The sequence below is a fragment of the Streptomyces sp. LMG1-1-1.1 genome (assembly GCF_040815545.1).
Classification (GTDB): Bacteria; Actinomycetota; Actinomycetes; order Streptomycetales; family Streptomycetaceae; genus Streptomyces.
In genome coordinates this window covers 189,010-212,789 of sequence record NZ_JBFPNH010000043.1, presented here as the reverse complement: position 1 = coordinate 212,789, position 23,780 = coordinate 189,010, and the positions used below count along the sequence as shown (strand labels likewise).

The 23,780-nt window shown below is 74.1% G+C and carries 22 protein-coding genes; 12 read left to right on the top strand and 10 right to left on the bottom strand.

The window, feature by feature from the left end:
• Positions 1–14: 14 nt before the first annotated feature.
• Together MRBLMG1_RS25045 and MRBLMG1_RS25040 are read right to left on the bottom strand one after the other, a co-directional pair.
• A complete protein-coding gene (locus MRBLMG1_RS25045) occupies positions 15–629 on the bottom strand; it encodes an ankyrin repeat domain-containing protein (protein ID WP_367826349.1) in 615 nt (204 codons plus the stop codon).
• Positions 630–731: 102 nt separating this feature from the next.
• A complete protein-coding gene (locus tag MRBLMG1_RS25040; RefSeq protein WP_367826348.1) occupies positions 732–1,292 on the bottom strand; it encodes a GlcG/HbpS family heme-binding protein in 561 nt (186 codons plus the stop codon).
• A gap of 294 nt (positions 1,293–1,586) precedes the next feature.
• Between MRBLMG1_RS25040 and MRBLMG1_RS25035 the strand changes: the two genes are divergently transcribed.
• Positions 1,587–2,741, top strand: coding sequence for a sensor histidine kinase (locus tag MRBLMG1_RS25035; protein WP_367826497.1), 1,155 nt, complete (start codon positions 1,587–1,589; stop codon positions 2,739–2,741).
• Positions 2,742–2,780: 39 nt separating this feature from the next.
• Here MRBLMG1_RS25035 and MRBLMG1_RS25030 read toward each other — a convergent pair whose 3' ends face one another.
• The 3 genes from MRBLMG1_RS25030 to MRBLMG1_RS25020 all read right to left on the bottom strand — a co-directional run bounded on the left by MRBLMG1_RS25030 (position 2,781) and on the right by MRBLMG1_RS25020 (position 5,675).
• A complete protein-coding gene (locus MRBLMG1_RS25030; protein ID WP_367826347.1) occupies positions 2,781–3,722 on the bottom strand; it encodes a LysR family transcriptional regulator in 942 nt (313 codons plus the stop codon).
• Between the two features lie 84 nt (positions 3,723–3,806).
• The gene (locus MRBLMG1_RS25025) at positions 3,807–4,502 is read right to left on the bottom strand and encodes a type 1 glutamine amidotransferase domain-containing protein (protein WP_367826346.1); all 696 of its coding nucleotides are present in this window, start codon (positions 4,500–4,502) and stop codon (positions 3,807–3,809) included.
• A gap of 276 nt (positions 4,503–4,778) precedes the next feature.
• Complete coding sequence (locus MRBLMG1_RS25020; protein ID WP_367826345.1) at positions 4,779–5,675, bottom strand: alpha/beta hydrolase; 897 nt, start codon at positions 5,673–5,675, stop codon at positions 4,779–4,781.
• Between the two features lie 117 nt (positions 5,676–5,792).
• Between MRBLMG1_RS25020 and MRBLMG1_RS25015 the strand changes: the two genes are divergently transcribed.
• Complete coding sequence (locus MRBLMG1_RS25015) at positions 5,793–6,833, top strand: helix-turn-helix domain-containing protein (RefSeq protein WP_367826344.1); 1,041 nt, start codon at positions 5,793–5,795, stop codon at positions 6,831–6,833.
• Between the two features lie 147 nt (positions 6,834–6,980).
• On the opposite strand, the gene MRBLMG1_RS25010 is transcribed toward MRBLMG1_RS25015, so the two are convergent.
• The 3 genes from MRBLMG1_RS25010 to MRBLMG1_RS25000 form a co-directional block, all read right to left on the bottom strand.
• Positions 6,981–8,060 carry a serine hydrolase domain-containing protein gene (locus tag MRBLMG1_RS25010; protein WP_367826496.1) on the bottom strand — a complete coding sequence of 360 codons (1,080 nt, stop codon included), beginning with the start codon at positions 8,058–8,060 and terminating at the stop codon, positions 6,981–6,983.
• 339 nt (positions 8,061–8,399) lie between these two features.
• Positions 8,400–9,293, bottom strand: coding sequence for an alpha/beta hydrolase (locus MRBLMG1_RS25005; RefSeq protein ID WP_367826495.1), 894 nt, complete (start codon positions 9,291–9,293; stop codon positions 8,400–8,402).
• A 195-nt stretch (positions 9,294–9,488) separates the two neighbouring features.
• The gene (locus MRBLMG1_RS25000) at positions 9,489–10,292 is read right to left on the bottom strand and encodes a YqjF family protein (protein ID WP_367826343.1); all 804 of its coding nucleotides are present in this window, start codon (positions 10,290–10,292) and stop codon (positions 9,489–9,491) included.
• A 295-nt stretch (positions 10,293–10,587) separates the two neighbouring features.
• Between MRBLMG1_RS25000 and MRBLMG1_RS24995 the strand changes: the two genes are divergently transcribed.
• Positions 10,588–12,654, top strand: coding sequence for a SpoIIE family protein phosphatase (locus MRBLMG1_RS24995; RefSeq protein WP_367826342.1), 2,067 nt, complete (start codon positions 10,588–10,590; stop codon positions 12,652–12,654).
• A complete protein-coding gene (locus MRBLMG1_RS24990; protein WP_367826341.1) occupies positions 12,651–13,154 on the top strand; it encodes a DinB family protein in 504 nt (167 codons plus the stop codon). The genes MRBLMG1_RS24995 and MRBLMG1_RS24990 overlap by 4 nt, the downstream gene beginning before the upstream one ends.
• Before the next feature lie 191 nt (positions 13,155–13,345).
• On the opposite strand, the gene MRBLMG1_RS24985 is transcribed toward MRBLMG1_RS24990, so the two are convergent.
• Complete coding sequence (locus MRBLMG1_RS24985; protein ID WP_367826340.1) at positions 13,346–14,179, bottom strand: MBL fold metallo-hydrolase; 834 nt, start codon at positions 14,177–14,179, stop codon at positions 13,346–13,348.
• Between the two features lie 109 nt (positions 14,180–14,288).
• Between MRBLMG1_RS24985 and MRBLMG1_RS24980 the strand changes: the two genes are divergently transcribed.
• The 7 genes from MRBLMG1_RS24980 to MRBLMG1_RS24950 all read left to right on the top strand — a co-directional run bounded on the left by MRBLMG1_RS24980 (position 14,289) and on the right by MRBLMG1_RS24950 (position 21,751).
• Positions 14,289–15,362, top strand: a complete 1,074-nt coding sequence (locus MRBLMG1_RS24980) for a hypothetical protein (RefSeq protein WP_367826339.1) — start codon at positions 14,289–14,291, stop codon at positions 15,360–15,362.
• A 193-nt stretch (positions 15,363–15,555) separates the two neighbouring features.
• A complete protein-coding gene (locus MRBLMG1_RS24975; RefSeq protein WP_367826338.1) occupies positions 15,556–16,851 on the top strand; it encodes a helix-turn-helix domain-containing protein in 1,296 nt (431 codons plus the stop codon).
• 137 nt (positions 16,852–16,988) lie between these two features.
• Positions 16,989–17,405, top strand: a complete 417-nt coding sequence (locus tag MRBLMG1_RS24970) for a VOC family protein (RefSeq protein WP_367826337.1) — start codon at positions 16,989–16,991, stop codon at positions 17,403–17,405.
• 105 nt (positions 17,406–17,510) lie between these two features.
• Complete coding sequence (locus MRBLMG1_RS24965) at positions 17,511–18,365, top strand: maleylpyruvate isomerase N-terminal domain-containing protein (RefSeq protein WP_367826336.1); 855 nt, start codon at positions 17,511–17,513, stop codon at positions 18,363–18,365.
• A gap of 168 nt (positions 18,366–18,533) precedes the next feature.
• Positions 18,534–19,976, top strand: coding sequence for a sensor histidine kinase (locus tag MRBLMG1_RS24960; protein ID WP_367826335.1), 1,443 nt, complete (start codon positions 18,534–18,536; stop codon positions 19,974–19,976).
• 56 nt (positions 19,977–20,032) lie between these two features.
• Positions 20,033–20,677: a response regulator gene (locus MRBLMG1_RS24955; protein WP_367826494.1), complete on the top strand. Its 645-nt coding sequence runs from the start codon at positions 20,033–20,035 to the stop codon at positions 20,675–20,677.
• Positions 20,678–20,779: 102 nt separating this feature from the next.
• Positions 20,780–21,751: a hypothetical protein gene (locus MRBLMG1_RS24950; RefSeq protein ID WP_367826334.1), complete on the top strand. Its 972-nt coding sequence runs from the start codon at positions 20,780–20,782 to the stop codon at positions 21,749–21,751.
• Between the two features lie 53 nt (positions 21,752–21,804).
• Here the strand turns inward: MRBLMG1_RS24950 and MRBLMG1_RS24945 are convergent, their stop codons facing one another.
• Entirely contained in the window at positions 21,805–23,232 is a 1,428-nt protein-coding gene (locus MRBLMG1_RS24945) for an MFS transporter (RefSeq protein WP_367826333.1), read from the bottom strand.
• Positions 23,233–23,271: 39 nt separating this feature from the next.
• Between MRBLMG1_RS24945 and MRBLMG1_RS24940 the strand changes: the two genes are divergently transcribed.
• Positions 23,272–23,772, top strand: coding sequence for a MarR family winged helix-turn-helix transcriptional regulator (locus MRBLMG1_RS24940; RefSeq protein ID WP_367826332.1), 501 nt, complete (start codon positions 23,272–23,274; stop codon positions 23,770–23,772).
• Positions 23,773–23,780: the final 8 nt, after the last annotated feature.

The following is a 23,780-nucleotide window of genomic DNA, read 5'->3' as shown; positions in this document are numbered from 1 at the left end:
CCTGGACGGAGTCGCTACGCGTCGCCGACGGGGCCTCGCGCCGCCCTGAGCAGGGCGGCGATCTCGGTGAAGCCGCGGCGTTCCGCGTGGTGCAGCGGTGGGACGCCGTCGGCGTCCGCGAGGGCGGCGTCGGCCCCGGCGGCCAGGAGGAGTTCCACGACCTGCTGGTGCGACCGGCCGCCGTCGCCGAGGATCACGGCCTCGAGGAGAGCCGTCCAGCCGAGGTCGTTCACGTGGTCGACGTCGACGGAGGTCTCCCGCAGGAGCGCACGGACGTACGGGACGTGGCCCCGCTCGCTCGCGGGGATCAGCGAGATGCCGCCGAAGCGGTTGCGCAGGGTCGGATCCGGGCCCGCCGGCAGCAGGGTGCGCATCATCTCGACGTTGCCGGTCACGCCGGTGACGAGCCAGGCGCTGTCGTGGCGGCGGTCCTGGGCGTCGGGGTCGGCTCCGGCGGCCACGAGGACCCGGGCGGCCTCGACGTGGCTGCCGAGCGAGGCGAGGAGCAGCGGCGAGCGCAGTTCCTCGTCGCGTGCCTCGACGGAGGCACCCGCCTCCAGGGCGGCGCGGACCTCGTGGGCGTCACCCCGGCGGGCGGCCGCCAGCAGGCGGCGGTTGCGGTCGCTCATCTCGGTCCTCCAGGTCCGTCATGCCGATGCCCGTCGTCGCCGTGCGGAGGAGCCGGCGGCACCCGTACGGGGGGACGGGTGCCGCCGGCGTTCGGGGGGCGCCTACTTGCCGAGGGTGGCGGCGCCGGCCTGGGCGAACTTCTCGTCGAGGTCGCCGGAGGGGGCGCCGGCGACGCCGATGCCCGCGATGGGGGCGCCCTTGGCGGTGACGGGGGCGCCGCCGGCGAGGAAGAGGGTGCCGGGGATGTCCTTCAGGGTCGGGGCGTTGGCGAGCCGGCCGGCGAGGACGGAGGTCGGGGCGTTCCAGGAGACGGCGGTGTACGCCTTCTTCTCCGCCGACTCGTAGGACTGCGGGCCGGAGCCGTCGCCGCGAAGGGTGACGAGGGTGTTGCCGTTGCGGTCGACGACGGCGACGGAGACGCGCTGGTTCTCCTTCTCGGCGGCGTCGAGCGCGGCCCGCGCGGCCTTGGTCGCGGCCTCGATGGTCAGGTGCGTCGACTGCGTCGTGTTCGTGTTCGTGTTCGCGGCATCGGCGGTGACCGCGGTGGGGGCGGCGGCCGGAGTGGCGGCGTTGGCGGAGACGGCGCCGAACGTTCCGGCGGCGAGGGCGCCGGCGGCGACGGTACCGGTGAGGACACGGGTGCGCAGGGACAGCTTCTTCATGGGTTTTCAGCTCCTTGGTGATCGCCCCTCGGGGCCCGGGAAGCCTCTGCGTTCCCGCTCTGACATCCATCGTGGGGCGGGACGCGGTCCGCTCCGGTCCGCCTGGAGGCTCCGTCCGGCGCGCCCGGCGGAGGACACGAGGGTCAGCCGATCGGTTGATACGGAAGAGATCATTCCGGATAACCTGGCTCCGAGGACACGGCCGGAGACGAGGAGCGAACGGTGCGGACGAACGAGCGGTCGCCCCTGGGCACGGAGGACGCCGACCCCGACGCCGGCTGGCTCGCGACCGTGATGCACGTGGCGTTCTTCGTCCTCCTGTGCTCGTCGCTGACCCGCTACCTGATGGTCCACCCCGGCGCCCCCGCCACCCCCTGGGTGGTCGTCCTCGCCGCCGCGCTGGCCCTCCTCTACGTCCTCGGCCCCATCCTCGGCCCCCGGCGGACCCCCGCCCCCGGCAGACGCAGCGCGACCCACGGACTCTGGCTGGCCGCCGTGATCGGCTCGTGGTTCACCCTGGTGGTGCTCGCGCCCAGCTTCGCCTGGTGTGCCGTGCCGCTCTACTACACGGGCCTGCGGTCCCTCCGCACCCGGTCCGCGATCCTCCTGGCCGCCCTGATCACCGCCTGCGTCGTGGCCGGACAGATGAAGCTACGGCTGCGCTTCGGCTTCGACCCCAACCTGCTGTTCGCGCCTCCGGCGGGCGCCGCCGTCGCCACGGCCGTCTTCGTGTACTCCCAGCGCCAGGCGGACCGGCTGCGCACGGTCATCACCGACCTCGTCCGCACCCGCAGGGAACTCGCCGCGACCGAGCGGCGCGAGGGCACGCTCGCGGAACGGCAACGGCTGTCGATGGAGATCCACGACACCCTCGCGCAGGGCCTGTCCAGCCAGCAGATGCTGCTCCAGGCCGCCGACCGGCTCTGGGACGGCGATCCGGAGGCCGCCCGCCGCCACGTCCGCACCGCCGAGACCATCGCCGAGCGCAACCTCACCGAGGCCCGCCGCTTCGTCCACGACCTCGCCCCCGCCGACCTCGCCGACGGGCGCACCCTCGACGACGCCCTGCGCGGCCTCGCCGACCGGGAGGCCTCCGACACGCTCCGCGTCCACTTCCACCAGGACGGCGTCCCCGTCAGCCCGCTGCCCGAGCGGGTGCGGTCGGCGCTGCTGCGGATCGCCCAGGGCGCCCTCGCCAACATCCGCGAACACGCCGGCGCCGAATCCGCCGCCCTGACCCTCACCTACCTCGACGACCAGGTCGTCCTCGACATCGCCGACGACGGCCACGGCTTCGACCCCGCCGACACCCCCGGCGGCGTCCGCGGCCACGGCCTGCCCGCCATGCGCGTCCGCGCCCGGCAGCTCGGCGGCACCCTCACCGTCGAATCCGCCCCCGGCGAGGGCACGGTCCTCTCCGCCGCCATCCCCCTCACCCCCTCGACCTGACCCGGGCCCGGCGCGGTCACCCTCCCCGTATGGACCGGATCACCAGTTCCGCCCCGCGTCGACCAGCAGATCGCGGACCCGGACGACATCGGGGTTGTCCGGCCGTCCGGGGCGCTGGACGAGATAGCCGGTGTTGATGGGCGGTTCCTCGGGCTCGTACAGCGGAACGAGGGCGCCCGAGGCGAGTTCGGCGTCGCAGAGGTAGCGCGGCAGGACCGTGAAGCCCGCCCCGGCGACGACCGCCGCCAGGACGCCGCGCAGGTCGGGCACGGTGACGGCGGCGGGGCAGGACAAGCGGCTGCCGAAGACGTGCCGCCAGTAGCGGCGGGCGATGGGCACGTCCTCCGCGTACGTGACCAGCGGTACGGCGTGCAGTGCCGCCGGCCCTTCGCCGGTGAGGCCGTGCCCGAGGCGGTCGGCCCAGACCGGGGCCGCCACGAGCACGAACTCCTCGTCCATCAGCGGGACGGCGACCAACGTCCGGCCGCGCGGCCGGAACGTCGCGATGACCAGGTCGTGCCGACCTGCCCGCAGCTCGTCCAGGAGGGGTTCCGTCAGCCCCGGCGCCACCCTCAGCCGCACACCCTCGGCGGCCAGCGGGGCGAGCGCGGGCAGCACCCGCGTACAGAGCAGCTCGGCGGGCCCGGCGAGATGGACCGGCGCGGCCCGTTCGTCACGTGCGTCGTCCTGCCCCGTCGCGGCGGCGAGCGCGTCCAGCGGCGTGGCCACGCGCGCCGCCAGGTCGTGGGCGACCGGCGTCGGCGCGACACCCCGCGGCAGTCGCGCGAACAGTTCCCGGCCCGTCTGGCGCTCCAGCGAACGGATCTGCGCGGTCACCGTCGGCTGCGACAGACCGAGCAGCCCCGCCGCGGCCGTGAACGAACCGGAGCGGTAGACCGCCAGGAACGTGCGCAGCAGATTCAGGTCCGACACGGGAGCGATGCCGGACAGTGGCACCGCCACGGTGTCATCGGAATTCATATGCGCCACCCCGTCACCCTATCGATCCCTCTATGGGTGCGGGGCGCGCGCCGCGGACGATCCGGCCGGGAGGCGTCGCCCCGGTCAGCCCAGCATCTTGACGACCTCGGCGGCGAGCGGCGCCGAGGAGGCGGGGTTCTGCCCGGTGATCAGGTTGCGGTCGACGACCACGTTCGGGGCCCACGGCTCGCCCGCCCGCACCCGGACACCGGCCTCGACCAGCCGGGACTCCAGGAGCCACTTCGCCTTGTCCGCGAGCCCCGCCTGCGTCTCCTCGGCGTCGGTGAACGCGGCGACCTCGTACCCGGCGAAGGCGTTGCCGCCGTCGGCCCGCGTCGCCGCCAGCAGGGCGGCCGGCCCGTGGCAGACGACCGCCAGCGGCTTCCCGGACTCCAGCGCCTCGACCAGCAGCCGCCCGGACGTGGCGTCCACCGCCAGGTCCTCCATCGGACCGTGCCCGCCCGGGTAGAAGACGGCCTCGTACTCGCCCAGCTCCACGTCGTCCAGCCGGATCGGCTTCTTCAGCTCCTCCATCGACGCGAGCACCGCCGCGATCCTGTCCGCCGCCTCCTGCCCGCCGTTGGCCTCCGGCGCCAGGCTCCCCTGGTCCACCGTCGGCACCACGCCTCCCGGCGTCGCCACGACGATCTCGTGCCCCGCGGCCGTCAACGCCTCGTACGGCGCCACCGCCTCCTCCGCCCAGAAACCGGTCGGGTGCTTGGTGCCGTCCGCCAGCGTCCAGTGGTCGGCACCGGTCATCACGAAAAGAATCTTCGACATGCTCTCGCTCCAAGGGAATACGGGCCCGAATGCGGGCCCTGCGGGCCCGGGGATCACCACCGCCCACCCCGACGCATCCCCTCGGGACCGTCAGCGCGGCGATGTCCTCGAACGTAGACCCGCCACGAACAACCCACCAATGGAGAACCCGATGCCCGCCATCGGGATTCCGATGGGTCGACGGGGAATACCCCTGGTCCGACCGCACCCCCCTGGTTGGCCCGGTCCAGGCGCGGTAGCCGGCCCGCGGCAGCCGTCCGCTCCTCCTCGCGACGCCTACCCCGCCAGCGCGCGGCGCAGGGCGGCGGCGAGTTCGGCGTTCTGGCGCTGGGAGACGGCTGCGGAGAGGAGGGCTTGGGAGCCGTGGAAGGTGCCGGGCCAGTGGTGGAGTTCGACGGGGACCCCGGCCTGCATGAGGCGCACGGCATAGGCGATGGCCTCGTCGCGGAGGGGGTCGAACTCGGCGGTGGAGACGTAGGCCGGTGGGAGGCCGGAGAGGTCGGTGGCACGGCCGGGCGCGGCATACGCGGTGGCGGGCTCGGAGCCCAGGTAGTGGCGCCACATGACGGTGAGCCTGTCGCGGTCGTGCCAGGGGGTGTCGGTGAAGTTCCGCTGGGACCACGTGTCCTGGCGGTCGTCGAGCCCCGGCTGGTTGAGGAGTTGGAAGCGGATCGGCGGCCCTTGCTCGTCGCGGGCCCGCAGCGCGACGCCGGCCGCGAGTCCCGCGCCGGCGCTGTGGCCGCCGACGGCGATGCGGGCCGGGTCGACACCGAGTGCGGAGGCGTGTTCCACGGCCCAGCCCAGCACGGCGTAGGCGTCGTCGAGGGCCGCCGGGTAGCGGTGCTCCGGGGAGCGGCGGTAGTCGACCGAGAGGACGACGGCGCCGGAGGCGGCGGCGACGCGGGCGGCCCAGGGATGCTCGGTGTCCAGGTCCCCGAAGACGAAGCCGCCGCCGTGCAGCCAGACGACGGCGCCCTGGGCCCGGCGCGGCCGGTAGATCCGTATCGCCACGTCGGGAGCGGCGGGCACCGTGCGGTCCTCGATCTCCAGGTCCGTGGTGTCCGGCGCGGGCCGCGCGGCGGCCAGCGCGGCGAACGTCCTGCGGGTGGCGACCGGGTCGGTGGGGTCGGTCTGCGGGAGGAACGGGATGAACGGTTCGAGTTCGGGGTCCATGACGGACATCCTCACCGGCCGCCCCCGGCGCGTCACCCGCCGACCGTCGCGCGTCCCCCACCGATCGCGCGCCGACCGGCGCCCCCGAGCCAAGCCGCGGAACCCTATTCTCCTGGCATGGAGGCACTGGCCGAACGACTGTCGCAACTGGACCCGCACAGCGAGGGCGCGATCCGCGTCGTCGCGTTCTACGACACCCTGATGCGCCGCCGGGTGGACCTGCCGGCGCTCGCCCGCGCCTCGGCGGGTCTCGCCGAATGCGTCGCCGGCATCAGGCTGCACGGCACGGGACGGTCGATCCGCGTCGCACCCGACGGCAGGGACGCGCCAGGACCGCAGACGGCCGCGTCGGCGTCGGTGCCGATCACCCTCGACGACGAGGAGATCGGCACGGTCTGGGTGGAACGCCCGGGCCCACCCGGCGTGTTCGACGACGTCCTCCTCGACCGTCTCGCCCTCGCCGCCGCGGCCGTCGTCGAGCGCTACGGCCCCGCACGGACCACCATGGCCGACCCGGCCCTCGTCGAACTCGTCGTCAGCACAGGCTGCGACGAGGCGGGACGGGCACGGGCCCTCCGCCTCCTGGGCTTCGCCCCCGACCTGCCCGTCCGCGTCGTCGCCGTACGCTCACCGCTTCCGCTCGACCGGATCGGCGCCCTGATCTGCCCCGCCCGCCCGGTGAAGGCGGCCCACGTCGCCGACGTGGGCGTCATCCTGGCGACCACCGTCGCCCAGGACGCCTTCCCCTCGGGTGTACGCGCGGGCATCGGCGCCGCCGAGACACCCGACCGCTCCTGGCGGCAGGCCCGCACCGCCCTCCGCTTCACCACTCCCCGCCGACCCGTCGTCCCCCACGACGCCCTGGGAGCCCTGGCCCTCCTGGCCGAGGTCCCCGAGGCCGCCATGCGGGCCAACCCCGACGTGACCGCCCTCGCCCACCTCGCCCGCAACCCCGAGGACCTCGAAACCCTGGAGGCCTACTGCGCCACCGGCTCCCTCCGCCGCGCCGCCGACTCCCTCCACCTCCACCACAGCACCGTCGCCCGCCGCCTCGACCACATCGGCTCTTCCCTGCGCATCGACCTCTCCGACCCCACAGAACTGACCCGCGCCAGAGTCGCCCTGACGACCTGGCAGCTCCTCGACGACGGGGGGTGACCGCGGCGGCTGCCGCAGGTCGCGCTGTCGCGGCGTCGTGACGTCGTGGCGAACGCTGCCGGGTCAGCGGCGCACGGACCAGGTCAGCGGCGCACGGGCGCCGGGTCAGGAGCGGGTGGACACCGGGTCAGGAGCGGGCGGGCCGCTTCAGTCGCACATCGCCGTCCGGTACAGCGTCCTCAGCGCGCCGTCGATGGGGTGGGGCTGCGGGCGGCCCGAGGCGTCCGGCTTGTTCCAGCGGATGAGATTGATGGCCACGGACATCTGGCGGGTGCCGTCCGGGCTGGTCATGGTCATCGTGCCGGCTCCCCAGACGGTTCCGTCGTGGCCCCAGAAGGTGCCGCAGCCGGGGAGGGTGAACCGGTGGATACCGAGGCCGTAGTCGACCGTCGATCCGTCGAGGGCGCGGACCGGGATGGTGCGCTGCATCTCCGCCAGCGATGCCGGCCCGACGATGCGCCCGGCGAGCAGCTCGGCGTAGAAGCGGTTGACGTCCGGCATGGTCGAGACGAGGGCGGCACCCGTCCCCACCCAGGACATGTCGTAGACGCTGAAGTCGCGCGGCGGGTCGATGACGCCGTAGAAGGCCTCGTACATCCGCGAATGCGGTCCCTTGACGCGGGGGCCGGTCGGGAACTCGGTGTGGCGGAGGCCGGCCCGGGCGATGACGTGCCGGGTGATGTACTCCTCGGCCGGGGTTCCGGTCACCTGCTCCAGGAGTTCGCCCAGGAGGAGGTAGTTGGAGTTGGAATACACGCCGACGGGGCCACCGGGCGCGCCGGTGGGCGGCGCCGCGAGTCCCATCGCGATGAGCTCCGCCGGCCGGAACCGCCGGAACCTGTTGTCGTCCAGGCTGTCGGCGGAGACGTCCGCCAGGGACGGGAAGCCCTTGAGGGAGGGGAAGGCGTACGGGAGGTAGTCGGGGATGCCGCTCGTGTGGTTGAGCAGCATGCGCACCGTGATCTTCCTGCCGCGCTCTCCCGGCACCAGGTGGGGCAGGTAGTCGCCGATCGGCGCGTCGAGGCGGATACGGCCCTGTTCGACCTGCTGCATCACCGCGGCCGCGGTGAAGGTCTTGGTGATGCTGCCCACGCGCTGCCGCATGCCGGGCCGGACGGGACGGCCCGTGGCGACATCGGCCACTCCCGAAGCACCGCGCCACGTCCGGCCCGCGTCCCGCACCTCGCCGAACACGCCCGGGATTCCCGCGTGGTGGACGGCGTCCATCGCGGACTGCAGGTTTCCGGGATCCAGCACGGCCGGCCCCGGGTTCGTGCCGCTCGTCGCCGGGCTCGTGCGGTTCTTCACCGGGCTCGTGTCGCCCGTCGGCTCGGTCGGCGGTCCTCCGGGAGCGGGGACCGCCGCCACCAGGCCGGCACACGCGCTGAGCGCGGCCACACTTCCGCGCAACACATGTCGGATCTTCATGATGTCCGTCCTTTCGGGGCGGGTGGGGAAGGGGGGAGGACGGGAGTCGTCCCATCCTCGGAAGGGGGCCGGGTGTCCTCCCGTCCCCGGAAGCGGGACGGGTGTCGTCCCGTCGTCGTGCGTGTCGGGGCCGCTGGCTCACTCGGACAGCGCGCGGCGCAGCGTGGCGCCGAGTTCGGCGTTCTGCCGCTGGGACACCTCGGCGGAGAGGATCGCCTGGGAGCCGTGGAACGTGCCCGGCCACTGGTGCAGTTCGACCGGCACGCCGGCGCGCATGAGACGGAGGGCGTACGCGATGTCCTCGTCGCGGTTCGGGCAGAGTTCCGCGGTGGCGATGTAGGCCGGCGGCAGACCGGAGAGGTCCGCGGCGCGCGCCGGGGCCGCGTACGGCGTGGCGGCCTGGGTACCCAGGTAGTGCCGCCACGCGGCGGCGGCCTTGTCCCGGTAGAACCAGGGCGTGTCGGTGAAGTTCCGCTGCGACCAGGTCTCCTGCCGGTCGTCGAGCCCGGGCTGGTTGAGCAACTGGAAGCGGATCGCAGGCCCTTGGAGGTCCCGCGCCCGCAGGGCAACCGCGGCCGCGAGGCACCCGCCGGCGCTGTGCCCGCCGACCGCGACCCGCGCCGGGTCGACACCGAGCTCGTCGGCGTGTCCGGCGACCCAGGTCAGGACGGCGTACGTGTCGTCCAGGGCCGCCGGGAAACGGTGCTCGGGGGAGAGCCGGTAGTCCACCGAGACCACCACGGCTCCTGAGGCGGTGGCGATCCGGGCCGCCCACGGGTGTTCGGTGTCCACGCCTCCCATGACGAAGCCGCCGCCGTGCAGCCAGACGACGGCTCCCCGCGCCTCGGCGGGGCGGTAGATCCGTACGGCCACGTCGGGGTCGCCGGGCACGGTGCGGTCCCGGATCTCCAGGCCGGTGACGTCGACCGGTACCGCGGCGGCCAGTTCGGCGAACCTCATGCGCGCGGCGAGCGGGTCGCTCAGGTCGTTCCGCGGGAACCACGGGACGAACGCTTCGAGTTCGGGGTCCATGACGACCATCCTCACCGCCGCCGCCGGTGAGTTCACCCGCCGACCGTCGCGCGTCCGACCCCGATCGCGCACCGACCGGCGGCCGGGGCCGGGCGCACCGACCGGCGGTTGGGGCTCCGGTTCGCACCGACCGGCGGCCGGGCCCCGGGCGCACCGGATCGGAGCAGACGCGCGGGGCGGCCGGATCGTGGCGGGTCAGCCGCCGTCGCCGGGCCGTCGCTGCCGCGGGACGCGCACGCCGTACGGCTGCCGGGGCGGACCGCTGAAACGGACGGGGACGCCGGGGGAGTACAGCACGCTGACGGGCTCGCCGAGGGGGCGGGGGAGTCCCGCGGCGGTGAGGAGGCTCTCGTCCAGGGAGACGAGCCGGGCCCGGTGCAGGGGCCACCGCGGGTGGGTGTTGGGGAGGTAGAGGGGCCGCCCGAGGAGGGAGCTGTGCATGCCCCACCGTGCGGTCAGGAAGTGTTCCAGCGCCGTGGGCTCCTCGACCGGTGGTTCCCCGACGTCCACCGTGATCGCGCTGTGCGCCCCGCGCGGCCCGGGCCACCGCCGCCTGCTGAGGTACGTCACGGTGGAGCCGTCGCGCCGGACGCTCATCCTCGACCAGACGTAGGGGATCCGGAACCCCCATCGGCCGATGGCCACGGGAAGCAGCCGGGACGCGTCGAGCGAGCGGAACACCACTCCGCGGCGCCCGTGCCCGTCGACGGAGTACAGCCGGACGTTCGTCTCGGGGAAGGTGCCGAGGTACGGGATCCCCGGAAGCCGGAACCAGCCGACCCGGTGCATCCGGAACGCCACGAGCCCCACGTACGTGACCCCGTCGAGGGTGTCCGGCGCCGTGCCGGCCGGCAGCAGCGGCGCGACTTCGGCGGGCTCCACCGGCCAGTGCAGGAACGCCAGGTCGAGCCAGGACTGGGTCAGCAGGGTGCGATCCGTGCGGTGCGGAGGGTCCGCCGATATGGGTTCGGACTCCACGGGAGGCGGCGTCTGCTGCATGGCAGCAGTATCCAGGATCGGCGCCGGGACGGGGCCGCTCCTTGGGGCCGCCCCGGCGGCCGCTCCCGGGGCGGGTCCTCCGCGAGCCCGCGTGGCGCGGCGGGACAAGCCATTTGACCAGGGAAGATGACGAAATGTGCGGCGCTGGTGTGATGAGAGACGGGCGGACCTCCGCGGCGGGGCTTCCCGCCCGGACCTTCGGTGACGGCCTCGGACGACGGCACGTCCCGGGCCTCGGTCAGGGCTTCGCGCGGCGGCCCGGCGGCCGGGGCGCACCCGGTGCGGCGGGGGCGCGATGAGCCCGGCACGGGCGCTGGACCCGAAGCTGTTCGACGCGACGATCGCGGCGGTCGCGCTGCTCGCCGGGCCCGAGCACCGGCTGATCTACACCAACGAGGCCTTCACCAGGATGTTCGGCTCGCGGCCGGTGGGACGGCCGGCCCGGGAGGCGTTCCCGGACCCGGACTCGGGGCGGTTCCTGTCGGTGCTCGCCGACGTGCGGGCCACGGGGCGCGCGCGGCAGGTCACGGGCGCCCGGGAGATCGATCCGGGGGCCGTCGACCAGGCGGCGCGCTTCGTGTACTCGTGCAGTCCCGTCAGCACCAGGGACGGTTCGGGGATCCTGGTGGTGGCGATGGACACGACGCCGGAGAGTCGTGCGCTCCAGCGGTACGAGGCGCTCGTGTCGGCCGTCTCGCAGATGGTCTGGGTGCTGCACGCCGACGGATCCATGGAGGAGGTCGTGCCCGGCTGGGAGCAGCTCACCGGGGCGCCGTGGGTCGGCCGGGCGGACGAGGACTGGTACGCGTTCGTGCATCCCCGCGACCGGGAGAGGCTCGGCGGCGCGTGGCGTGCTGCCGCCGGGCCCGGCGGCAGCGGCGTCTTCCAGTGCACGTTCCGGATCCGGGCGGCGGACGGCTCGTACCGCCACCTGTCCATGCGCAGCGTCCCCATCCTCCAGGAGGGCCGCGTGACGGAGTGGATCGCGGCGACCGCCGACGTGGAGGACACGTGGGGCACGCACCTGCGGGAGAACCTCCTCGCGCAGGTGGCCGCGGCGTCGGGCGGGAGCCCGGAGGAGGCGTTCGCCGCCGTGGTGGAGGTGGTGGTGCCGGAGCTGGCCGACGCGTGCCTGATCCTGCTGCTCTCCCACGAGGAGTGGCCGCTGCCGGCGAACGCCGCGGTCACCGCCCGCCGCGTGGCCTCCGCCACCCGCCCGGGCCTGCCCGCCCCGCCGGCGCTGCTCGGCCAGCGGGTCACCGTCACCGAGACGGTGCGCGAGGTGCTGGAGCGGGGGGTGCCGCGGACGTTCCCGCTCCCGGAGGGCGGGCCCGTGCCGCCCGACCTCGTCCCGGCGGTCACCGAGCGGTGGCTCGTCGCCTCGGGCGCGACGAGCCTGACGCTCGTCCCGCTCGTCGTCGAGGACATCGTCCTCGGGTACGCGGCCACCAGCACCAACGGCGACACGCCCCTCCCGGCGGCGGCCGACGTCGAGCTGCTGCGGGAGGTGCTGCACCACGCCCAGCGGCCGATCCGCAAGGCCGTCGACCTCCAGCAGGCGCGCCGTACCGCCCTCGCCCTCCAGCGGGCCCACCTCACCCGGCCGCCCGACGTGCCCGGCGCCGACCTGGCCGCCTGCTACGAGCCCGCCAGCTCCTCACACGAGATCGGCGGCGACTGGTACGACGCGATCGTCCACCCCGACGGCACCCTCGTCCTCGACATCGGCGACGTCGCCGGCCACGACCTCGCCGCGGCCACCGCCATGGGCCAGCTGCGCAGCATGCTCCGCGCCCTCGCCTGGCACAAAGGCCCCGACCGCACCCCCGCCACCGTCCTCTCCATGCTCGACGACGTCGCCGAAGGCCTGGCCGGCGCCCCCTTCACCACAGCCGTCCACACCCACCTCCGCCGCCGCCCCGACGGCACGTGGCACATGACCTGGTCCAACGCCGGCCATCCCCCGCCCCTGCTCGTCCCGGCCCATGGCAGCCCCCGCTTCCTCACCGGCAGCGGCGAGGACCCGCCGCTCTGCGTCGGACCCCGCATCGCCCGCACGAGCCACCACCACACCCTCGAACCCGGCGACACCCTCCTCCACTACACCGACGGCCTCATCGAGTCCCGCACCTCCTCCCTCGCCGACGGCCAGCGACGCCTCGCCGAAGCCGCCGCCCACCACCGCGACGAGCCCCTCCCCGCCCTCCTCCGCCTCCTCGACGAACTGTCCGACCAACGCGACGACACCGCGATGATCGCCTTCCGCGCGGGGCCCGCCCCGACTCCCCGCGGCCCGTCCGGGCGCGCTCCCCGTAATTCCGTCGACACAGGTCACGGTGATCGGGGACCCTTCGCACGATGACCAGAATCGATGACACGCCCGCCGCGTGGGACGAGCGCACCCAACTCACCACGTTCCTCGACTACACCCGGGACACCGCCCGCGCCAAGTGCGCCGGCCTCTCCGAAGAGGACGCCCGCAAGGCGCTCCTGCCCGGCTCACCGCTGATGACCATGAGCGGACTGATCAACCACCTCCGCTGGGTCGAGTACTACTGGTTCCAGGTCGTCTTCCTCGGCGAGGACGACCAGGGCCCCTGGACCGAGGAAGACCCCGACCGCGAAATGCGTGTCGCCGTCGACTTCCCCCTCGCCCAGCTCCTCGACGAGTACGCCGACCAGAGCGCCCGCTACCGCGACCTGGTCTCCGCCCACCACCTCGACACCCAGGCGAAGCGCCCCGTCCGCAACGGCCTCCACGTCGACCTCCGCTGGATCCTCCTCCACCTCACCGAGGAGACGGCCCGCCACAACGGCCACCTGGACATCCTCCGCGAAATGCTCGACGGCACCACCGGCTGAGCGCCCTCCCGCCCCGTGATCGAGGTGCTCTGCCGCGGGCACCTCCGACGCGAGGCCCCGGGGGTGGAACCGTCGCGGCCGCTCCCACCGCGGCCCCCACCGACGGCGGCGGAACGCGCCCAGGCAGCCCAGGCCGGCCGGGCCCCGGCGCCGGGGCGCAGGACGGTTGACGGTCCTCAGGGGGTGGGCCGTCAGGAGGCGGCGAGCTCCGTGGCCACGGCGTCGGCGCCGAGGGTGATCATCCAGGTGAGGGGGAGGTCGGGGGCGAACTCCTGGAGGCGGCGGTCGAGTTCCTCCTTGGCGGACTGGGTGAGGGTCGGTCGGCCATCTGCGAGTTCGCGGACGGTCTCGCGGTAGTGGTGGAGGTATCGGTGCTGCGCGGCGAGCACCTCGACGCCGGTAGGGGTGCCGTGGCCGGGCAGGAGGGTGCGGGCGTCGGCCAGGTCGGTGGTGAGGGCGTCGAGCGCGTCGAGCCAGAGCGCGCCGTGGCCGTCGGCCGTGTAGGGGTGGGTTCCGTGGAAGGCGAGGTCGCCGATGAAGGCGGTGGGCGCGCCGCCGTCGACGGAAGCGAGGAAGTAGCTGTCGGCGTGGCTCTCGGCCGGGCCGACGTGGCGGGCGGTGAAGGTGACCCCGCCCAGCTCCACGGTCTGTCCGTCCTCGAGGAGGACCGTCGGGTACGCGGTCACCGCGGGCCACTCGGCGCCGTACACCGGCCCCCACTGCGCCCGCTTCGCGTCGGCGATCTCGACGATGGCCTTGCCGACCGCCTCGGTGGCGTACACGGGGATGTCGCGGCCGTCCACCAGCGCGTGGACGCCGTTGAAGTGGTCGGGGTGCGCGTGGGTGACGAGGACGCCGAGCAGCGGCTTGCCGAACGCGGCGACTTTGGCGACGAGTTCGGCGATGTCGGAGTTCAGCAGGTTGGTGTCCACGACCACGAGGCCGCTGTCGGTCTCCACGATGTAGGAGTTCACGAAGAGGCCGGCCTCGGAGCCGGTGTGGGTGTGAATCGTCAGGTCGGACACGGGAGTTCCCCCAGTTGGTTCGAGTGTGATCGCGACGAAACCTAACCCGTATGTGAGGTTCTGTGAAGTCCGTTGTGAAGAAACTTCACACGACTATGCTGTGCCTGCGATGGGCATGCCAACGGATGACGAACGGCTCCTGGCGTTCGCGGAGATAGCGCTGCACAACGGCTCGCCCGGCGAGGCGCTCGACGCCTTCGCCCGCCTGCCGGGCCCCGCCGCGCGGTACGGCGAGGCCAGGGCCCTGGAGGCCCTTGACCGGCACGCCGAAGCGGCGACCCGCTACGAGGCGTTGTGGCGCGCGGCGGAAACCGGCTCGACCGAACGGGCCGAACGGGGCGTCGCCCTGGTGCGGTGTCACACCCAGTACGGCGACCTGGGAATCGCGGCGGCCCGCGGCGAACGGGCCCTGGCCGACTTCACCGACCACGGCCACCCCTGGCACGAACAGGCCGTACGACTCGGAGTGACGCTGGAGGGCGTCTACGGCAGGCGCGGCGAACTGCGCCGAGCCAACCGCCTGTTGCGCAGACTCCAGGCCGTCGCCGACGAGTTGGGCGCTCCCGGGGCCCGAGGTGCCGTGTTCTGGAACTACGCGATCAACGCCTACTGGCTCGGCCGGCCCGAGGAGGCGTGCGAACTCTCACGGCAGGCACTCGCCCTCTTCGGCGAGACCGAGCACCACCTCAACATCGCCACGGTCCGCGGGATCCACGGCCGGATGCTCGGCCGCGCCCACCCGGACCGGTGGGAGGAGGCGCTGACCCTCCTCCTGCGCGCCCACTCCGAACTGTCCGAACTCAACCAGGGCTACCTCCTGATCGACTGCGAGACCGAGGTCGCCGACCTCCTCGTCCGCGCGGACGAGCCCGAGCGAGCCCTGCCGTACGTGCGGACCGCCCTCGCCCGCCCGCAGACCCCGGCCACCCTCGCCATGGCCGACAGTCGTCTGGTCCTCGCCGAGGCCCTCCTGGCGGTGGGCGACCGAGTCGGCTGCGTGGAGGAGATCGCCCGCGCCACCGCGATCCTCGACGCGACCCATGGCGCCCAGCGCGTACTGCTCGCCCGCGAATGGCACCGCACGGCCGCCCTCCACCGCGCGTGCGGATCCGTGGACGCCGCGCTCCACGCGTACCGGCAGGCCCTGCTGATCGCTGATCACGGCCCGTCCGTCTGGAGCTGAGTCCTGTCCGGAAGCGGCGCCGTCCTCGCCGGTCAGGCCTTGCGAGCCGGCGGGACTTCCCGGAGAGCGCCGGGGGTGTCCTGTCCGTCTGGCCGAGTCAGGACGCGGTGCCGGACGCGCCGGGTCCGGTCCGATCGGGCCGGAGGCACCGAGTCCGGTCCGATCGACGGGACACCCTCTAGGATCGGTGGACATGACCCCCGACGAGCAGACAGGCAGCCGGATCCGCACCCTGCGGGTCACCCAGGGCCGCTCGCAGGCCGACCTGGCCGGCCCCGGCATGTCCGCGAGCTACCTGTCGATGATCGAGTCGGGGTCCCGGGTGGCCTCGCCCGCCGCGCTGCGCCATCTCGCCGCCCGGCTGGGCGCGACGGTCGAGTTCCTCGCGCAGGGGCTCCGGGCCGACACCCGGGCCGAGTCCGATAGCACGGTCCGGATCGGCCTGCTGGCCCTGCGGGCGGGCCGCCCCGAGGAGGCCCTGGCCCTTCTCGACGGCCTCGACGACCCGGCGGCGGCAGCGGGGCGACTGCGGGCCCTGGAAAGCCTGGACCGGCTGGACGAGGCCACCGACGGCCACGAGGAGTTCCTCGGCGACGCGGAGCCCGGCTCGCTCCCGTGGGCGGACCGGGCCGTCGGCCTCGTGCGCTGTTACCTGGCAGGCCGCGACCTGTTCTCGGCGGCGGAACTCGGCGAGCGGGCCCTCGCCGTGTACGAGGAGCGCGGACTGCTGTGGGCCGACGAGGCGACACGGCTGGCGTTGCTCCTCGCCGAGGTCCGCGCCCAGCAGGGCGACCGGGACGACGTCGGCGCCCTCCTGGACCGGATCGGGCGGGCCGCCGCCACCAGGTCCACCCCCAGGGCGCGCGCCGAGGGGTACGCCGACGCCGCCCGGCACGCCCACGAGCAGGGCCGGTTCCGCGAAGCGCACGCGCTCTCGACGCGGGCCCTGGCGCTGTTCACCGAGACGGACCGGGCACTCGACGCCGCCAACCTGCGGGCCCTGACCGGCGTCCTCCTGGCCGAATCCCGGCCCGACCGCCTGGGCGAGGCCGTCCGGCTCCTCGACGAAGCCCGCACCGACCTCCTCGGGCACGACGCCCCGTCCGACCTCTCGCGCTGCGAACTCGCCCTCGCCGGCCTCCTCGTCCGCGCCGACGACCCCGCGCGGGGACGGCTCCTCGCCCAGGCCACCCTGGACCGCGCCCCCGAAGCCCACGGAACGCAGCGCGCCCACGCGCACATCGTCCTTGCGGAGGCCTCGTACGCCGACGAGGACCACTCCGGCGCCGCCACCGCACTCGCCGCGGCCACCGACCTCCTCGCCGCCCTGCCCACGGGCGACGAGCACGCCACCCGTTGCTGGCACCGCGCCGCGCTCCTCCACCAGAAGCTCGGGTCCCCCGAGGACGCCATGCACGCCTACGACCAGGCCCTGCGCGCCGCCGGCCACACCCTCGCCCCGCCCACCCGCGCCAGGACGACGGCGTAGGCCCCTGAGCCCAGGCCGCGCGGGCCTCTGCGGCAACAGGTCGACTTTCGGCAGCGGTCCGGGGCGTCGCACCGGCCTTCGTCGGCCAGTCGCCTAGTCTCCCGACACCGATGCCTCGTCACCCAGGGAGAACCGCCGTGCCTTCTCGCCTCAACCCGTACATCAGCTTCGACGGCAACGCCCGGCAGGCGATGGAGTCGTACCGGAGCGTCTTCGGCGGGAACCTGACGCTCAACACGTACGGCGACTCCGGCCAGTCGGACGCCGGAGACATGGCCGACAAGATCATGCACGCGATGCTGGAGACCGACAGCGGCTTCACGCTCATGGCCGGCGACGTCCCGCCCGGCATGGACTTCAACCCCGGAACCAACATCGCCGTGAGCGTCAGCGGCGACGACGACGCCGAACTTCGCGGCTACTGGGACAAGCTCTCCGGCGGCGGCACGGTGTCCGTCCCCCTGGAGAAGCAGATGTGGGGCGACGTCTTCGGCATGTGCACGGACTCCTTCGGCATCAACTGGATGGTCAACATCAGCGAGCGGCAGGGCTGAGCGCCCCTTCGCCGCGGCTGGCCGGGGACGAGCGCGGAGGGGTATCGCGACCAAGCTACTCAGCGGTAATCTGCGGGCCCGGTCCGTGGCTCGTGGGGGAGTGGTATGAGTACCGTCACTGCGTTCGATCCCGTCGCCGAACACGAGAGGACCCGCGCCGCGCTGGCCGGCGTGGTCCCGCGGCTGGTCCGGCTGTTGCGCGCGGTGCCGGACCGGAACGCGGCATCCGGCGTCCCCGTCTGGACGGTGGGCGACGTCGGCGCGCACGTGGCCGCGGTGTACCTCGCGTACTGCTCCCTCGCCTTCGACGACAAGTCCGTGGACTGGGACAGCGTGCTTCCACCGGGCGACGGGTCCCTCGGCGAACGCATCACGGCCATGAACGCCACGGCCATCAACCTCTTCGGCGACGACGAACGCGCGCGCCTGGGCGACTTCGTCGCCGAGCGGGGCGAGACGTTCCTCCGGGGCACCGAAGGCCTCCCCCCGGACACCCCCGTCGCCGTCCCCTGGTTCGGACGGGAGCTGACCCTCGCGGTCCTGACCGGCCTGATGCTCAGCGAGAGCCTCGTCCACGGCCTCGACATCGCCCGCGGCGCGGGGCTCCCCTGGCCCATAGCCCCGGAGGAGGCCCGGCTCGTCCTCGGCCAGACGATGCCGACGATGATGGCCCTGGCCCTCGACACCGCGAAGGCGCGGGACGTCACCCTCGCCCTCGACCTCGTCGTCAAGGGCGGGCCACGGCTCGCCGTCGTCATCGACGACGGCGCCATGACGGTCACCCGCGACGCGCCGCCCCGCGCCTACGACTGCCGCCTCACCGTCGCACCGGTCGCCTTCCTCCTCGTCTCCTTCCGGCGCACCCCGATCTGGAAGGCCGTCGCCCGCGGCCGGATGCGCGCCGGCGGACGCCGACCCTGGCTGGCCATGCGACTCGGCGAGCTCATCGCGAACCCCTGACGGTCTGACGGGCTGACGGGCTGACGGGCTGACGGGCTGACGGGAGTCGGGAGTCGGGAGTGGGGAGTCGGGAGTGGGGAGTCGGGTCCAGAGGCCGGGACCGGGGCCGGTCGGAGGCTTCGCGCCGAGTCGTCCCCGCACGACCGACGGCCGTATTAGCGTGGGCCGATGACCAAGTCACTCGCTTCCGGAGCCGGAGCCCGGACCGGGAGCCGGACCGGGACCGGAGCCGAGCTCGGTGGCAGTGTCACCGGCACCAGCAGCAGCACCGGCACCAGCACCAGCACCAGCACCACCCCCGGTCCCGGTGCCCCGAAACGGCCGGGCGCCGCCGCGGCCCTCACGCGTACGGCGCGGCACACGCTCGTCGACTCGCTCTACTTGCTCACCGCGCCGGTCACCGCCGCGGCGGGGCTCGTGGCCGTGCTCGCCGGAGTGCCGGGCGCGACGGCCGGCCTCCTGCTGCCCGGGGGTACGCCGGCCGTGGCGTGGGCGCTGGAGCCGGCGAGGTGGTGCGCGAACCTGGAGCGGTGGCGCATCGCCAAGGTGGCGGGGGAGTCGCGGTACGAACCACGGCGGAGGCCGACGGGCGAGGGTGCCGCGCTCGCTCCGGGGGCTTGGCTCGACGCGGTCCACGCGGTGGTGGTGCCGCCCGTCGTCCTCGTGACGGCGGTGGTGACCGCGCTGTGGTGGTTCGTCGGCCTCGCCTGCGTCACGTGCGTGCTGCGCTACGAGGACGCGCCGCGCGGATCGCTGCGGCCCCTGTCCCTGAACGTCGGCGACGCGGCGTCGCACGTCACCGTGAGCCTGGGACTGTCGTCGCCGGCCGTGCGGGTCGCCTTCGGCACGGTGGCCGGTCTGGTGCTGCTGTGCACCCTGCCGCTGGTCACCCGGGCGTGTGCCACCGCCCAGGCCCGGCTCGGGCAGGCGCTGCTCTCCGACGCGTCCGCGTTGCACCGCAGGATCGGCGGGCTGGAGCGCGAACGGGACACCGCCCGCGCGCAGACCGTCGCCGCGGTGGCGGCCGAGGCGACCGCGCTGCGCCGGCTGGAGCGCGACATCCACGACGGGCCCCAGCAGCGGCTGGTCCGCCTGGCCATGGAACTCGGGAGGGCGCAGCGCTTCCTCGACACCAGGCCCGAGACGACCCGGGCCGCCCTCGCCGACGCGATCGTGCAGGCCCAGGAGGCGCTGGACGAGCTGCGGGCGCTGTCGCGCGGCATCGCGCCGCCGATCCTCGCGGACCGTGGCCTGCCCGAGGCGCTGACCGCGCTGGCGGCGCGCTCCACCGTCCCCGCCGTCCTCGATGCCGTACCCCTGGACCGTCGGCCGGACGCCGGCGTGGAGACGGCCGCGTACTTCGTGATCGCGGAGTCGCTGACCAACGTGGCCAAGCACAGTCACGCGCACCGGTGCGCGATCGGACTACGACACGGCGAGGGAACCTTGAGGGTCTGGGTGACGGACGACGGGGTGGGCGGCGCGGCGCTCGGCAAGGGACACGGGCTGCGGGGGCTCGATGACCGACTGCGTGCGGTCGGCGGCCGGTTGCGGGTCGAAAGCCCCGTCGGGGGCCCGACGACGATCACCGCCGAGATGCCGTGCCCGTGACCCCGCCCGGACGGGTGTCCGTGCCGCCGTCGGAGCCCGCGCCGCTCCGCCGCCCCCTGCGGATCGTCGTCGCCGACGACTCGGTGCTGCTGCGCGAGGGGCTCGTCCGCCTGCTCGTCGAGGACGGACACGAGGTGGTGGACGCGGTCGGGGACGGCCCCTCCCTGATCGAGGCGGTGCTCGCGCACCGTCCGGACGTGTCCATCGTCGACGTACGGATGCCGCCGACGCACGCCGACGAGGGGCTGAGGGCGGCGATCGTCGTCCGCTCGCGGCTGCCCGGAGCCCCCGTGCTGATGCTCAGCCAGTACGTGGAGGCCTCCTACGCCGGGGACTTGCTCGCGGACGGTTCCGGCGCCGTCGGCTACCTCCTGAAGGACCGCGTCGCCAGGATCGACGAGTTCCTGGACGCGCTGGACCGGGTCGCCCACGGCGGGACGGTGCTCGACCCCCAGGTCGTCGCCCAGCTGCTCGCCGAGCGGCGCCGGGACAGCCCCGTCGACACCCTGACCCCACGGGAGCGGCAGATCCTGGCGCTCATGGCCGAGGGCTGCTCCAACACGGCCGTCGCCCGTCAACTGGCCGTCTCCGCCAGCGCGGTGGAGAAGCACATCGGCAACATCTTCGCCAAACTCGGCCTCCTCCCGGACGACGCCCAGCACCGAAGGGTCCTCGCCGTCCTGGCCCACCTCAGGGGCTGACGGCGTCGTCCCGACGCCCTCGGGGGGTATGGCCAGCCACACCCCCGGAGGTGTGGCGGGCTCCGGTGACCACGCCGCCGTCCGTACGCGACGGTGAGCGGCATGACCTCAGCACCCGGCCTCACCGGCCCCACGGCCCCGTCGCGACCGGCGGGCGTCCCCCGTCGCGCCCTCGCCGTCCTCGGCACCTTGGCCCCGGCCCTCGTCGCGGCCTTCGTCCTCGTCCCCCGTACGGTGGCGGCGACCGGCACGGACGGAGCCCTGGCCGACCGGCGCGGCCTCGCGCGGGAGTTCCGCGAAGCGTTCGTCGCGTACTGGAGTTCCGGCGACCGGGATCCCTCCCCTGACCTGGCGAGGGTGATCGACTACTGGTTCCGGTTCCACGTGACCAAGGCCGTGATCGCCGCGCTCCTGCTGCTCACGTGCGTCGCGCTCGCCGTCCTGCTCCGGAAGTCCGTCCCGAAGGCCGGCGGGCCTGGCGTGGAATGGAGGTCGGCCGGCGGGGCTGGCGTGGAAAGGAGGTCGGCCGCCGCGTCGGCCGGCGGGCTCGGCTCGGGAAGAAGGCCGGCCCCCGCGTTGGCGGGCGTTCTCGTCGCCCTGTTCGCGGTGGGCTCCCTCGCGGTCGCGTCGCTCGCGGTGGTGATGGCCAACCTCCAGGGTGCGGCCGCCCCGTTCGCCTCCCTGCTCCCGACGCTGCCGACCGGCGCGACCGCCGACGGCCGGCTCGCCGCCACGCTCGCCGAGGTGAGGGAGCGGCTGGCGGCCTCCTCGGACACGGCTGGCGCGACCCCGCCCGCCCTCGACGTGATGGTCGGTGACTTCGCCCGCTATCACGCGGTGATGGCCGTGATCGCCGCCGTCGTGGCGGTCGGTCTCCTCGGCGTGAGCGTGACGGCGTGGCGGAGGCTGCGGAACACGGTGGCGTCCGACCGGCCGACGCGGTTGCTCCGGTCGTCGTTCGTGGTCCTCTCGGCGTCGTCGTCGCTGGTAGCGCTGGTGGTCGCGGTGGCGAACACGACCACCGCGGCGGACCCGCGCCCCGCGCTCCTGGCGTTCTTCGACGGCGGATGGTGAGACGCGCCCCACCCGGGCCGGGCGCGTACGAGCGGCGCGACGACGGGGTGCGGTCAGCGCCCCGCGGTTCCTGTGTACGACGTGGAACGGTGGGCGTCCCGGCCCGTCGCTCCCGCCGCGGGCGACTGGTCGGCGCCCCCTCGATGCACGGTCGTCGCGGGCCCGGGCCCGGGCCCGGGCCCGCGACCAGATCCAGTCCCAGTCCCAGTCCCGAGACCGACGCCGAGACCGACGCCGACGCCGACCGCGTGCGCGGGCAACGACCGTTCCGCGCACAGGAGTACCGCGGCGCCGGTCAGGACCAGCAGGGCGAGCACGGTCCACAGCTGCCACGGCCCTGCGTCGAGCAGGAAGCCGAGGAGCAGGGGTGCGACCGTGCGGCAGACCGACCAGGACAGTTGGTACACCGACAGGTACCGCCCTCGCAGGTGGTCGGGGGCGGCCTGGACGGAGAGGCTCTGCGAGGGGGCGGAGTGGACGAGTTCGCCGGCGGTGTAGAGCACGGCGACCGCCAGGACGGCGACGAGGGCGTTCGCGCCGCCGACGAAGTGGGGGAGGGCGGCGAAGGCGGCGAAGGAGAGCGCGAAGACGACCGCGCCTAGCGCGGCGGCGCGGGTGCGCCGGGCACGGAGGGTCAGGCGGGTGGCGGGGACGCCGAGGAGGGCGACCAGGGCGGTGTTGACGGCGAAGACGGTGCCGGCCAGGGCGTCGGGCAAAGCGATGTCTCGGGTGAGGAAGACCGGCAGGGCCATGGCCTGGGTGGTGTAGCCGAAGGCGACGAGGAAGTTGGCCGTGGTGACGAGCAGGTAGGGCCGGTCCGCGAGGACCTGCCGGTAGCCGCCACGCGTAGTCGGCCGTTGGGCCGGACCGCGGACGTGGGGGATCCGGGCGACGAGGAGCGCGGAGAGGGCGAAGACCGCGGCCAGGGCCTCGGCGGCGACGACGAAGCCGGTCGTGCCGTTCCACGCGAGCATGCCCGCGGCGGCCAGGCTGCCGCAACCCATGCCGGCGTTGCGCAGGCTCCGGTCCCAGGCCAGGAGCCGGTCGCGCTCGACGCCTCGGGCGAGGTCGCCGATGAGCGCGTGCTGGCTGGGCGACGAGGCCCACATCCCCACCGCGACCACCAGGGCGACCGTCAGGAAGGCGGGGTAGGTGTGGGCGAACGGGTAGGCGGCGAAGCCGATCGCGCGCAGCGCGAGGACGCCGATGAGCACCCGCCGGCCGCCGAACCGGTCGATGAGGACGCCCGTGGCGGGCATGAACGCCAGCGCGCAGAGCCCGGCGACCGTGAGTCCCGCGCCGATCGACGTGAGGGAGAGGCCGGTGAGCGAGTGGAGGAACAGCATCGTCAACGGTACGTAGATGCCGTCGCCGATCGAACCCGCCAGGCTCGCGGAGACGAGGCGGCGGCGCGTACGGGCGTCGGTCCCGGAGGACGGTACGGCCGCCGTGTCGCCCGACCGGACAAAGGTATCTTCCATGGAAGATAATTTATCATCCGTGGAAGATAGAGTGAAGGCATGCAGTCCGACGCCATCGCCGCCATCGTCGAACAGTGGCAGCGGGAACGCCCCGACCTCGACACGACGCCCATGCTCGTCGTCGGCCGGCTCTTCCGGCTCACCCACGCCCTCGACCAGCGCCTGCGCCCGCCGTTCGCCGCCGCGGACCTGGGCAGCGGTGACTTCGACCTGCTCGCGGCGCTCCGGCGTGCCGGGGAGCCCTACGCGTTGTCCGCGGGCGACCTCAGTCGTACCGTCCTCGTCACCACCGGCGCGATCACCAAGCGCGTCGACCGGCTCGAAGCCCGAGGTCTGGTCGCCAGGACCGTCGCCGAGGCCGATTCACGCGGGCGCCTCATCACCCTCACCGCCGAAGGCGTCGCACTCACCGACGAGCTCATCGCCGTCCACCTGGACAACCAGCGCCGGCTCCTCGCCGGGCTCGGCGCCGACGACCAGGCCCACCTCGCGGACCTGCTGGAACGACTCGCCCTCACGCTGCCCGCGGGCGACGACTGACAACCCGC